Annotated in this window: 13 protein-coding genes and 1 rRNA gene; all 14 read left to right on the forward strand. The window is 43.6% G+C overall.

Going from position 1 to position 13,123, the window contains the following annotated elements:
• Positions 1–13: 13 nt before the first annotated feature.
• The 14 genes from MHI58_RS00430 (at position 14) to MHI58_RS00495 (ending at position 13,016) form a co-directional block, all read left to right on the forward strand.
• The gene (locus tag MHI58_RS00430) at positions 14–790 is read left to right on the forward strand and encodes a type III pantothenate kinase (RefSeq protein ID WP_008341820.1); all 777 of its coding nucleotides are present in this window, start codon (positions 14–16) and stop codon (positions 788–790) included.
• Positions 791–805: 15 nt separating this feature from the next.
• Entirely contained in the window at positions 806–1,681 is an 876-nt protein-coding gene (gene hslO, locus MHI58_RS00435) for an Hsp33 family molecular chaperone HslO (RefSeq protein WP_007496169.1), read from the forward strand.
• Between the two features lie 52 nt (positions 1,682–1,733).
• Positions 1,734–2,636: a peptidyl-prolyl cis-trans isomerase gene (locus tag MHI58_RS00440; RefSeq protein ID WP_224564680.1), complete on the forward strand. Its 903-nt coding sequence runs from the start codon at positions 1,734–1,736 to the stop codon at positions 2,634–2,636.
• Between the two features lie 77 nt (positions 2,637–2,713).
• On the forward strand, positions 2,714–3,637 hold the full coding sequence (cysK, locus tag MHI58_RS00445; RefSeq protein WP_008341814.1) for a cysteine synthase A: 924 nt from the start codon (positions 2,714–2,716) through the stop codon (positions 3,635–3,637).
• A gap of 124 nt (positions 3,638–3,761) precedes the next feature.
• A complete protein-coding gene (locus MHI58_RS00450; RefSeq protein WP_045035095.1) occupies positions 3,762–5,180 on the forward strand; it encodes an anthranilate synthase component I family protein in 1,419 nt (472 codons plus the stop codon).
• A gap of 13 nt (positions 5,181–5,193) precedes the next feature.
• Positions 5,194–5,787 carry an aminodeoxychorismate/anthranilate synthase component II gene (pabA, locus tag MHI58_RS00455; RefSeq protein WP_008341810.1) on the forward strand — a complete coding sequence of 198 codons (594 nt, stop codon included), beginning with the start codon at positions 5,194–5,196 and terminating at the stop codon, positions 5,785–5,787.
• Positions 5,784–6,632: an aminodeoxychorismate lyase gene (gene pabC / locus MHI58_RS00460; RefSeq protein WP_045035096.1), complete on the forward strand. Its 849-nt coding sequence runs from the start codon at positions 5,784–5,786 to the stop codon at positions 6,630–6,632. Before pabA ends, pabC begins: the two co-directional genes overlap by 4 nt.
• Positions 6,633–6,641: 9 nt before the next feature.
• Positions 6,642–7,499: a dihydropteroate synthase gene (gene folP / locus MHI58_RS00465; protein ID WP_045035097.1), complete on the forward strand. Its 858-nt coding sequence runs from the start codon at positions 6,642–6,644 to the stop codon at positions 7,497–7,499.
• Positions 7,492–7,854 (forward strand): dihydroneopterin aldolase, encoded by a 363-nt coding sequence (folB, locus tag MHI58_RS00470; protein WP_080780838.1) that lies wholly within the window; start codon positions 7,492–7,494, stop codon positions 7,852–7,854. The genes folP and folB overlap by 8 nt, the downstream gene beginning before the upstream one ends.
• Positions 7,851–8,354: a 2-amino-4-hydroxy-6-hydroxymethyldihydropteridine diphosphokinase gene (gene folK / locus MHI58_RS00475; protein WP_045035098.1), complete on the forward strand. Its 504-nt coding sequence runs from the start codon at positions 7,851–7,853 to the stop codon at positions 8,352–8,354. Before folB ends, folK begins: the two co-directional genes overlap by 4 nt.
• The gene (locus MHI58_RS00480; protein WP_008341798.1) at positions 8,306–8,539 is read left to right on the forward strand and encodes a helix-turn-helix domain-containing protein; all 234 of its coding nucleotides are present in this window, start codon (positions 8,306–8,308) and stop codon (positions 8,537–8,539) included. Before folK ends, MHI58_RS00480 begins: the two co-directional genes overlap by 49 nt.
• A complete protein-coding gene (dusB, locus tag MHI58_RS00485; protein ID WP_045035099.1) occupies positions 8,532–9,533 on the forward strand; it encodes a tRNA dihydrouridine synthase DusB in 1,002 nt (333 codons plus the stop codon). Before MHI58_RS00480 ends, dusB begins: the two co-directional genes overlap by 8 nt.
• A 90-nt stretch (positions 9,534–9,623) precedes the next feature.
• Complete coding sequence (gene lysS / locus MHI58_RS00490) at positions 9,624–11,123, forward strand: lysine--tRNA ligase (protein ID WP_045035100.1); 1,500 nt, start codon at positions 9,624–9,626, stop codon at positions 11,121–11,123.
• Between the two features lie 344 nt (positions 11,124–11,467).
• A 16S ribosomal RNA gene (locus tag MHI58_RS00495) occupies positions 11,468–13,016 on the forward strand.
• Positions 13,017–13,123: the final 107 nt, after the last annotated feature.

The following is a 13,123-nucleotide window of genomic DNA, read 5'->3' on the forward strand; positions in this document are numbered from 1 at the left end:
AGTGGTGATGAAGTTGTTACTCGTGATAGATGTAGGAAACACAAATACCGTTTTAGGTGTTTATCATAATGGCGATTTGAACTACCATTGGCGGATTGAAACAAGCCGTCATAAAACAGAAGATGAATTTGGTATGGCAATCCGATCCTTATTTGACTATGTAGGGCTGATGTTTGACCAGATAGAAGGGATTATCATTTCTTCTGTTGTCCCGCCAATGATGTTTGCTCTGGAAAGAATGTGCGAAAAGTATTTTCACATTACTCCTCAAATCGTTGGGCCTGGCATGAAGACTGGATTAAACATTATGTGTGACAATCCAAAGGAAGTCGGCGCTGATCGAATTGTGAACGCAGTGGCGGCCATTCACCTGTATGGGGCACCTCTCATTGTGGTAGACTTTGGAACAGCCACAACCTACTGCTATATCAATGAACAAAAACAATACATGGGTGGCGCAATTGCACCGGGTATTACCATCTCAACAGAGGCTTTATATACAAGAGCGGCAAAACTGCCGAGAATTGAAATTGTCCGTCCAGATCACATTGTTGGAAAAAATACCATCAGTGCGATGCAATCCGGCATCCTTTATGGATATGTTGGTCAAGTCGAGGGCATAGTGAAACGGATGAAGCAGCAAGCCAAACAAACACCGAAAGTCATTGCAACAGGCGGTTTGTCTACATTGATTGGAAATGAATCAGACTGTATTGATATTGTCGATCCGTTCCTCACATTAAAAGGACTTCAATTAATTTATGAACGCAATCGTGTCGGTGTATTATAGGAGGGTTTAATCAAAATGGATTATTTAGTTAAAGCGTTAGCATATGACGGGAAAGTCCGTGCGTATGCTGCGAACACAACAGATACAATCAACGAAGCGCAGAGAAGACACCATACGTGGCCAACTGCTTCAGCTGCAATCGGCAGAACCATGACAGCGACTGTCATGATGGGAGCCATGCTGAAAGGCGAGAATAAATTAACTGTCAAAATTGAAGGCGGTGGGCCGATCGGAGCCATCATTGCAGATGGAAACGCAAAAGGTCAGGTGCGCGGATATGTCTCAAACCCACAAGTTCACTTTGATTTAAATGAACATGGGAAGCTGGACGTTAGACGTGCTGTTGGAACATCTGGAACGTTAAGTGTTGTCAAAGATATCGGACTGAAAGACCACTTTACAGGGCAAACGGAAATTGTCTCAGGTGAAATTGGAGATGACTTTACTTATTACCTGGTCTCCTCTGAACAAGTGCCATCCTCTGTAGGTGTGGGTGTTCTTGTCAATCCAGACAACTCGATCCTTGCAGCAGGCGGTTTCATCATTCAATTGCTGCCTGGAACAGAAGATGCAGTCATCGAAAGACTCGAAAAGAGATTATCAACCATTGAACCGATCTCTAAACTGATTGAAAAAGGGATGACTCCTGAAGAAATTTTAGAAGAAGTGCTCGGTGAAAAACCTCAAATCTTAGAAACTGTACCTGTCGAATTTTCTTGTAACTGCTCAAAAGAACGGTTTGCCAACGGTATTATCAGCCTAGGGAAAGCCGAAATTGAGGATATGATTGAACAAGACGGACAAGCAGAAGCTCAATGCCATTTTTGTAACGAAACGTATGTATTTACAAAAGAAGAGCTAGAAGAGCTACGTGAAGAAATAACCCGCTAAGCTCTAAGCAGCGGGTTTTCTTTTTAGAATGGAAAGGAGACGAAAGATGAGACTGAAAGCAAGAGTGGTATGGACATTTATCCTCGTTCTGCTCATGATTAATGCCGTTGTCATTGCATATGTATTAACAAAGTCACAAATGTCGCAGGCTTCTTCAAATGGGAAGAGCGGTGAAGAAATTGCTTCTATTGGGAAAGAGAAAGTCACACGTCAAGAATGGTTAAAGAAAATGGAAGACCGCTACGGAAAGGCAACACTTGAACAAATGATTAATCAGAAGGTAGTCAATCAGCTTGCGAAAGAAAACAAGCTGGAGGTATCTTCAAAAGAGATCAATCGTGAGCTGCTGATGCTGAAAGCGGTATCTAATAATTTCTACGAAGACGGTCATACAAGTGAAAAGGAATGGAAAGAGCAGATTCGTTATCAAATTTTATTAGAACAGCTTCTAACGAGAGATGCGGTCGTTTCTGAAAAAGAAGCCAAATCCTTTTATGAAAAAAACAAAGACTTGTATCAATATGATGACTCATACCGAATTCGCCACATTGTTGTGAAAACAAAAGACGAGGCACAAAGTGTATTAAAAGATTTAAAGGGCGGATCTAGTTTCGAAGCTGTAGCAGCTGAACGATCCACCGATCGATATACCTCTCCTTACGGCGGAGATCTTGGATTTGTCACAGAAGAGCAAGAAAGCATTCCAGCCCTATACATACAAGAAGCCCAAAAGCTTAAGCCAGATGAATGGACGAAAGAGCCGATCGAGATCAAAAACGGTTATGCCATCATACAATTAAAAGAAAAATTAAATGGCCGCTCCTTCTCTTATGAAGAAGTCAAAGATCAGATCAAAAGGCAGATCGCCATGGAAGATCTGGGTGAAAAGGCGAATGTCAAAACCCTGTGGAAAGAAGCAAAAGTCACATGGTTTTACGATGGAGAGCAGGACTAAAAGCATTGACAAAATTTTTCGAAATTGATAATTTAATATTAATACAATAAAATTACTCGGAGATAGAGGTGTTAGTGATGGCTCGTATTGCAAATTCAGTTTTTGAACTAATAGGAAATACACCAGTCGTTAAATTAAACCGTTTAGTAGATGAAGACAGTGCGGATGTCTACTTGAAACTTGAATATATGAACCCAGGCAGCAGTGTAAAAGATCGTATTGCGTTAGCGATGATCGAAGATGCTGAAGCAAAAGGTACATTAAAAGCTGGTGACACACTCATTGAGCCAACAAGCGGAAACACAGGAATCGGTCTTGCGATGGTCGCGGCTGCAAAAGGAATCAATGCGATTTTAGTTATGCCGGATACAATGAGTCAGGAGCGCCGCAACCTTTTACGCGCTTACGGTGCAGAACTTGTATTAACACCGGGTGCAGAAGGAATGAAAGGTGCCATCAAAAAAGCAGAAGAATTAGCAGAAGAGCACGGATACTTCATGCCTCAGCAGTTCAGCAATGAAGCCAACGCTGAGATTCACCGCCGCACAACAGGGAAAGAGATTCTTGAACAGTTTGACGGCGACCTTGATGCATTTATTGCAGGAGTTGGTACGGGCGGTACGATTACAGGTGCTGGTGAAGTCCTGAAAGAAGCCATTCCATCTATTCAGCTTTATGCGGTAGAACCAACAGATTCTCCTGTACTATCAGGCGGGAAACCAGGTCCGCATAAAATTCAAGGCATCGGAGCAGGCTTTGTTCCATCTATCTTGAACACAGAAGTATATGACGGCATTATCCAAGTGAAAAACGAAGATGCATTTGAACTTGCAAGAAAGGCAGCGAAAGAAGAAGGAATCCTTGGTGGTATATCTTCAGGAGCAGCCATTTATGCAGCGCTTCAAACAGCGAAGAAGCTTGGTAAAGGGAAAAAGGTTCTAGCGATTATTCCAAGTAACGGTGAACGTTACCTTAGTACGCCGCTTTATCAATTTGATTAAACAATACACCCCAGCATTTGCTGGGGTTTTTTCATGAATTCTGAAGATGGAAAGCAAATACTATTTTCTAATTAAAATGGATTGCATTACAATAAGATTAATGAAAATAAAAAAGGATGATTACATGACACAACGTAGGCCGATGGGCATCAAAATTCCTTTTACGAAAGATGCATTCTTGAAACGATACGAACAATTAACGGCTCATGAATCACATCACGTCCTTCTTGAAAGTGCACGTGGCGGAGAATACAGTATTGCCGGCATTCATCCGATCGCTAAAGCGAAAGGGAAGGACGGGATGACCACCATCCATTATCAGAATGAGGTGTTGTTCAAAGAGGGAGATCCTTTTAGGGCATTTGCTGATTGGTTTCAAACCCTACGAACCGAAACGAACGATGAATATCCTGACTTCCAAGGTGGAGCGATTGGATTTTTAAGCTATGATTACGCAAGATATATCGAGCATTTTAAAATGCTGTCCATCGATGATTTGAAGACGCCTGATTTGTATTTCCTCGTATTCAATGATGTCGCTGTCTTTGATCATAATAAAGACGTCCTCTGGCTGATGACTCATACAGAAGGAGACGAACCTGTCAGTGAAGTTCATCAAAGACTCGAAGAATTAAAGCAAAGCTGGACAAGCAAATCAGAAGAATCAGCACATTCACCTGTCAATGTGTCTTCTTCGGAATGTGTACCTGCTGCACCTTTTACTGAAGAAGCTTTCGGGGAAGCTGTAGAAACGATTAAACAATATATCGCCAGCGGTGACGTGTTCCAAGTGAACCTATCCATTAGACAAGATGAACAGCTTCATACCCACCCATATCATTTATACAAAACATTACGTCACGTGAATCCATCTCCATATATGTCATATCTGCACACGCCAGATTTCCAAATTGTCTGTGGATCTCCAGAGCTGCTTATTAAGAAAAAAGGCATTCAGCTCGAAACAAGACCGATCGCTGGCACAAGATCAAGAGGCAAGGATGATGCGGAAGATCAAGCGCTGGCAAAAGAACTCATTGAAGATGAAAAAGAACGCGCAGAACATGTGATGCTCGTTGATCTTGAGCGGAATGATCTTGGACGAGTGTCTACTTATGGCTCAGTCAAGGTGAACGAGTTTATGGCCATTGAGAAATATTCACACGTGATGCACATTGTATCAAATGTCCAAGGGGAGCTGCGTGATGATTGTGATGCAGTAGATGTCATGAGAGCTGTATTCCCAGGCGGCACAATTACAGGTGCGCCAAAAGTGAGAACAATGGAAATCATAGAAGAGCTTGAGCCGACAAGGCGTGGGCTTTATACTGGATCTATAGGCTGGTTTGGATTCAATCAAGATATGCATTTTAATATCGTCATTCGTACGGCTTATTGTACAGGAGGGAGAGCCTTCATGCAGTCAGGTGCAGGCATTGTCATCGATTCTGTACCAAAGCACGAATACAAAGAATCAATTAAAAAAGCCTATGCAGTGAAAAAAGCATTACAGTTGAGCAAAGAAGAGACTATTTTGAGTTAGAGGTGAGCAGAGTATGATATTAATGATTGATAATTACGATTCATTTACGTACAACCTGGTCCAGTATTTAGGTGAGCTTGGGGAAGAACTGATTGTAAAACGAAACGATCAAGTCACTATTCAAGAAATCGAAGAGCTCAAGCCAGACTTTCTGATGATTTCTCCAGGACCTTGCAGTCCGGATGAAGCAGGAATTAGTATGGAAGCGATCAAACATTTTGCTGGGAAGATTCCGATCTTCGGTGTCTGTTTAGGTCATCAATCCATTGCACAAGTATTTGGTGGAGATGTCATTCGTGCGGAGCGGTTAATGCATGGGAAAACATCAGAGATTGAACATGACGGCAAAGGTGTCTTCACGGGACTCCAAAATCCGCTCGTCGCAACGAGATATCATTCATTAATTGTTAAAGACGAGACGCTGCCGGAGTGCTTTGTCAGAACAGCGAGCACAAAAGAAGGCGAACTCATGGCCATTCGCCATAAAGAACTTCCGATTGAAAGTGTTCAATTCCATCCAGAATCGATTATGACATCCTTCGGTAAAGAAATGCTCAGAAATTTCATTGAAACCTATCGTAAAAAGGGGAATGAAGTAAACGCATGATCATTTACCTGAACGGTCAGTATATAGAGGAGAAAGACGCGACTCTTTCTCCTTTTGATCATGGTTTTCTATATGGCATCGGTGTATTCGAAACATTTACCTCTCTAGCAGGACAAGTCTTCTTGTTAGACTGGCATCTTGAAAGGCTCAATCAATCATTGCGTGACCTTTGCATCGAATCCACAATAGAGAAACCATTTGTACTCGACATCATTTATACTTTACTGAATAAAAACCAAATAGCCGGCGGCCATGCGAGAATTCGCTTGAATGTTTCTGCGGGCAGAGGCAATGGGTTTTCTGCAGATCCTTATGAAGAGCCTGTCGTTTTTGTCATGATCTCTCCATTCCGTCCAGAATCTATTTTAGATGAGAAAAAGGGAGTCATTCTTCAAACAAGAAGAAATACACCAGAAGGGCCAAGGCGCCTCAAGTCTCATCACTATATGAACAACCTGCTCGCGAAAAGAGAAATGGGGAACGACCCGGCTTTAGAAGGCATCTTTTTAACGAAAGAAGATGAAGTGGCAGAAGGCATTACCTCGAATGTATTTTGGCGGAAAGATGATGTGGTCTATACACCGTCACTTGATACAGGCATTTTAAATGGGGTCACTCGTCGATACTGTATAGAAACGCTCCACGCGATGGGGGTCTCGCTAAAGGAAGGACGATACCCAGTCTCACATTTGCTCTCAGCTGATGAGGTATGGATGACTAATTCTGTTCAGGGAGTTGTACCTTTCGGGAGTATAGGAGACATCCACTTGCCCAAAAACAGCCGGACCATCTCAACAAAGTTAAGAATGCAATACACAAAAGAACGTCAAGACCATAAAGAGTAGGTGGACACAATGACACAACAATTGATAAAACAGCCTAAAATCATACAGGCCAAGCATCACACCCTTAGCTATGAAGAAAAGACATTGGTCATGGGCATTTTAAATGTCACGCCTGACTCTTTTTCAGATGGAGGAAAGTTTGATCAAGTAGATAAAGCGCTGGCTCATGCAGCGCAGCTGATAGAAGACGGGGCACATATTATTGATATTGGCGGAGAATCGACTCGCCCGGGAGCGGCACTTGTCTCGGAAGAAGAGGAGCTTTCAAGGGTCATTCCTGTCATTGAGAAGATCACAAAAGAATTAGATGTACCTATCTCTATTGATACGTATAAAGCCCGTGTCGCAGATGAAGCGGTGAAAGCTGGAGCCTCCATCATTAATGATGTATGGGGAGCGAAGGCAGATCCCCAAATGGCACATGTGGCAGCGAAGCACAATGTCCCAATCATTTTAATGCACAATCGGCCAGAACGAAACTACACACACCTGATTTCAGATATGATCGCCGATTTGAAAGAAAGTGTTCAAATTGCCCAGCAAGCGGGTGTCCGTGATGACATGATCATATTAGATCCAGGGGTAGGATTTGCGAAAAATAAAGAGGACAACCTGAAGGTCATGAATGAACTCGAACATTTTTGTCACCTTGGGTATCCACTGCTGCTAGCTACATCACGAAAACGATTCATTGGTGCTGTCTTAGACCTGCCCCCTGAAGAACGTACTGAAGGAACAGGTGCGACAGTTTGCCTTGGGATTCAAAAGGGCAGTGCGATGGTCCGTGTACATGATGTAAAAGAAATAGCAAGAATGGCAAAAATGATGGATGCCATGCTGAATAAGGGAGGCGCTTATCATCGATAAAGTATATGTAAATGGAATGGAATTTTACGGGTACCATGGTGTATTTGCAGAAGAAAATAAATTAGGGCAGCGATTCCGCGTGGACTTAACAGCTTCACTTGATTTAAGTAAAGCCGGACAAACTGATGACCTCAATGAGACCATTAACTATGCAGAGCTTTACCAAATCTGCAAAAGCATTGTAGAAGGTAAGCCGGTCAATCTCGTTGAAACACTGACAGAAAGAATTGCAAACCAAGTGTTAAAGGACTTTCCGACAGTTCAGGAATGTACAGTGAAGGTGATCAAACCAGATCCGCCAATTCCAGGACACTATCAGTCCGTTGCAATTGAAATGACGAGATCGCGCACATGAACAATACAGCATACATCGCATTAGGCTCAAACATAGGTAAAAAAGAAACCTATTTAAAAGAAGCCGTCAAAAAACTGCATGAACATCCAGAGGTTCAAGTGGAATTAATCTCATCGATATATGAAACAGCACCTGTAGGCTATGAAAACCAAGATGACTTTTTAAACATGGCCGTGAAAATTACCACTTCACTTCGTCCGGAGGAACTACTGTCTCTTACTCAGAAAATCGAGCAGGAGTTAGGCAGAACAAGAGAAGTGAGGTGGGGTCCACGGACAGCTGACCTTGACATTTTACTTTATAATCGTGAAAATATTGAAACAGAACAACTTGTAGTGCCGCATCCTAGAATGTACGAACGTTTATTCGTTCTTGTTCCGATGAGTGAGATTTGCCCAGAAATCGGCGAAGCCCAGATAAACGCCGTAACAGACCAAGAAGGTGTAAGCATATGGAAAAAGACATGTGGGGTAGAAGAATTCGTGCATACCGAAAGCTAAAAGGGTATACTCAGGAAGGGTTCGCCAAAAGACTGGGCATCTCTGTCTCTGTCTTAGGGGAAATTGAGCGAGGCAATCGATTACCAACAAACCAAATGGTTGGTCAAATAGCAGATGCTTTAAATATAACGGTGGAAGAACTTTCACCAATACTTGAAGAAGAAAGGAGGGGACATGATGTTTAAAATCGGAGATATCGAAATTAAAAACAAAGTAGTGCTCGCACCAATGGCTGGTGTGTGTAACTCTGCTTTCAGACTCACGGTGAAAGAGTTTGGAGCGGGCTTAGTCTGCGCTGAAATGGTCAGTGACAAAGCGATCTTGATTAATAATGCCAGAACGATGGGCATGCTGTACATTGATGAACGTGAAAAACCGTTGAGCCTTCAGATATTTGGGGGAGAAAAGGACACGCTCGTGGAAGCGGCCAAGTTTGTAGACCAGAATACAACGGCGGACATTATTGATATTAATATGGGATGTCCTGTACCAAAGATCACGAAATGTGATGCAGGAGCGAAATGGCTGCTGGATCCAAACAAGATTTACGAAATGGTATCCGCAGTCGTAGAAGCTGTAGATAAACCTGTTACTGTGAAAATGAGAATGGGTTGGGACGAAGACCATATTTTCGCTATCGAAAATGCCCGTGCTGTTGAAAGGGCAGGCGGACAAGCCGTTGCGCTTCACGGACGGACACGTGTGCAGATGTACGAAGGAACAGCGAATTGGGATATTATAAAAGAGGTCAAACAATCTGTTTCCATTCCAGTCATCGGCAATGGAGATGTCAAAACCCCTCAAGATGCAAAACGTATGCTTGATGAAACGGGTGCAGATGCTGTCATGATCGGAAGAGCCGCACTAGGAAACCCGTGGATGATTTACCGGACGGTTCATTATTTAGAAACGGGTGAACTAAAAGAAGAGCCTAATGTGCGTGAGAAAATGTCTGTGTGCAAACTTCACTTAGACAGACTCATAGACCTGAAAGGCGAGCATGTGGCTGTCAGAGAAATGAGAAAACATGCAGCATGGTACTTAAAAGGTGTCCGAGGCAATGCAGATGTAAGAAACCAAATCAATCAAAGTGAAACGAGAGCGGAGCTTGTAAAAGTTCTAGATGACTTTACGATCGAAACCGAGGCAAAAGAGCTTCAAAGAATAAAAGTAGGATAAGACTATCTTTCTTTTTGTAGCTCACTGCTAGTGCACGTACTGGCAGTTTTTCTGCTTTTCTCTGCAAAATACATTATTGGAGTGATATAAATGAGTAATGAAGGGCTTAATAACGAAGAATTAAATGATCAATTCCAAGTAAGACGTGACAAAATGAATAAAATGAGAGAAGAGGGTATCGATCCATTCGGTGAACGATATGACCGTTCTCATCAATCTGCACAAATTATTGCTGATTATGACGAGTTTTCAAAAGAAGACTTAGAAGAAAAAGCAGCTCAAGTAACAATTGCTGGCCGTATGATGACAAAACGCGGAAAAGGGAAAGCTGGCTTTGCACACATTCAAGACTTAGAAGGACAAATTCAAATCTATGTGCGTAAAGATAGTGTAGGAGAAGAAGCTTACGAATTATTCAAAAGCTCGGACCTAGGCGATATTATCGGTGTGACGGGAACCGTATTTAAAACGAATGTAGGAGAACTTTCAATTAAAGCGACTAGCTTTGAGGTTCTGACAAAAGCACTTCGCCCGCTCCCTGATAAATATCACGGACTAAAAGATGTAGAACAACGCTATCGTCAGCGTTACCTTGACTTGATTGTCAATCCAGAAAGTAAGCAGACGTTCATCATGCGAAGCAAAATCATTCAATCAATGAGAAGATACTTAGATTCAAAAGGATACCTAGAAGTTGAAACACCAACAATGCATAGCATCCCTGGTGGTGCATCAGCTCGTCCTTTCATTACTCATCACAATGCACTTGATATGCCGCTTTATATGCGTATTGCGATCGAGCTGCACTTAAAACGCCTAATTGTCGGTGGTCTAGAGAAAGTATACGAGATTGGCCGTGTATTCCGTAATGAAGGTGTATCGACTCGTCACAACCCAGAATTCACTATGATCGAGCTGTATGAAGCATACGCAGACTACAAAGACATCATGAATCTGACTGAAAACCTGATTGCTCATATTGCCCAAGAGGTGCTAGGAACAACAACCATTCAATATGGAGAAGATGAAATTGATCTCAAACCTGAATGGAAGAGACTTCATATGGTTGAAGCGGTCAAAGAAGCAACAGGTGTAGACTTCTGGCAGGAGATGTCTGTTGAAGAAGCAAAACAGCATGCGGCTGATCATGGTGTTGAAATCACGAAAAATATGACAGTAGGTCATATTATCAATGAGTTCTTCGAGCAAAAAGTAGAAGAAACATTGGTTCAGCCTACATTCATTTACGGACACCCAGTGGAGATTTCTCCATTAGCTAAGAAAAATCCTGAAGATCCGCGCTTCACGGACCGCTTTGAGCTATTCATCGTGCGCCGCGAGCATGCAAATGCATTCACCGAGCTGAATGATCCAATCGACCAAAGAGAACGTTTTGAAGCTCAATTAAAAGAACGTGAAGAAGGAAATGACGAAGCGCATCTCATGGATGACGATTTTGTTGAAGCATTAGAATATGGCATGCCGCCAACAGGTGGACTAGGAATCGGTATCGACCGATTAATCATGCTACTAACAAATTCTCCATCAATCAGAGATGTACTGCTTTTCCCGCAAATGAGAAACCGTTAATACATCAACAAAAGCGCCATTTGATCTATGGCGCTTTTTATTTTTCATAAAATGAAACTTTTTTCAAAAAAACTATTGCAAGAAAAGAATCCAGATGGTATATTATTATTCGTTGCCGCAAAAAAGCAACGAGGTTGAAAAAAGAAAATGAAAAAAGTTCTTGACTTCAACCGAAGCGAAATGTTAAGATATTAAAGTCGCTTACGAGCGATAACGAAAATGATCTTTGAAAACTAAACAAGACAAAACGTACCTGTTAATTCGAGTTTTTATAAAAAAATCCTATGATACATCATAGGTAGTCAGTCAAACGCTGACGAAAAACAAAACTTCGGTTTTGTACTTTTTCGGAGAGTTTGATCCTGGCTCAGGACGAACGCTGGCGGCGTGCCTAATACATGCAAGTCGAGCGGACAGAAGGGAGCTTGCTCCCGGATGTTAGCGGCGGACGGGTGAGTAACACGTGGGTAACCTGCCTGTAAGACTGGGATAACTCCGGGAAACCGGAGCTAATACCGGATAGTTCCTTGAACCGCATGGTTCAAGGATGAAAGACGGTTTCGGCTGTCACTTACAGATGGACCCGCGGCGCATTAGCTAGTTGGTGAGGTAACGGCTCACCAAGGCGACGATGCGTAGCCGACCTGAGAGGGTGATCGGCCACACTGGGACTGAGACACGGCCCAGACTCCTACGGGAGGCAGCAGTAGGGAATCTTCCGCAATGGACGAAAGTCTGACGGAGCAACGCCGCGTGAGTGATGAAGGTTTTCGGATCGTAAAGCTCTGTTGTTAGGGAAGAACAAGTGCAAGAGTAACTGCTTGCACCTTGACGGTACCTAACCAGAAAGCCACGGCTAACTACGTGCCAGCAGCCGCGGTAATACGTAGGTGGCAAGCGTTGTCCGGAATTATTGGGCGTAAAGGGCTCGCAGGCGGTTTCTTAAGTCTGATGTGAAAGCCCCCGGCTCAACCGGGGAGGGTCATTGGAAACTGGGAAACTTGAGTGCAGAAGAGGAGAGTGGAATTCCACGTGTAGCGGTGAAATGCGTAGAGATGTGGAGGAACACCAGTGGCGAAGGCGACTCTCTGGTCTGTAACTGACGCTGAGGAGCGAAAGCGTGGGGAGCGAACAGGATTAGATACCCTGGTAGTCCACGCCGTAAACGATGAGTGCTAAGTGTTAGGGGGTTTCCGCCCCTTAGTGCTGCAGCTAACGCATTAAGCACTCCGCCTGGGGAGTACGGTCGCAAGACTGAAACTCAAAGGAATTGACGGGGGCCCGCACAAGCGGTGGAGCATGTGGTTTAATTCGAAGCAACGCGAAGAACCTTACCAGGTCTTGACATCCTCTGACAACCCTAGAGATAGGGCTTTCCCTTCGGGGACAGAGTGACAGGTGGTGCATGGTTGTCGTCAGCTCGTGTCGTGAGATGTTGGGTTAAGTCCCGCAACGAGCGCAACCCTTGATCTTAGTTGCCAGCATTCAGTTGGGCACTCTAAGGTGACTGCCGGTGACAAACCGGAGGAAGGTGGGGATGACGTCAAATCATCATGCCCCTTATGACCTGGGCTACACACGTGCTACAATGGACAGAACAAAGGGCTGCGAGACCGCAAGGTTTAGCCAATCCCACAAATCTGTTCTCAGTTCGGATCGCAGTCTGCAACTCGACTGCGTGAAGCTGGAATCGCTAGTAATCGCGGATCAGCATGCCGCGGTGAATACGTTCCCGGGCCTTGTACACACCGCCCGTCACACCACGAGAGTTTGCAACACCCGAAGTCGGTGAGGTAACCTTTATGGAGCCAGCCGCCGAAGGTGGGGCAGATGATTGGGGTGAAGTCGTAACAAGGTAGCCGTATCGGAAGGTGCGGCTGGATCACCTCCTTTCTAAGGATATATGGAGCAGCGTACGTTTTTCGTCTTGTTTAGTTTTGAAGGATCATTCCTTCAAACATGTCTCTAGCGAGACAGGATTGTTCTTTGAAAACTAGATA

This window comes from Bacillus sp. FSL K6-2869 (genome assembly GCF_040869405.1).
GTDB lineage: Bacteria > Bacillota > Bacilli > Bacillales > Bacillaceae > Bacillus > Bacillus altitudinis.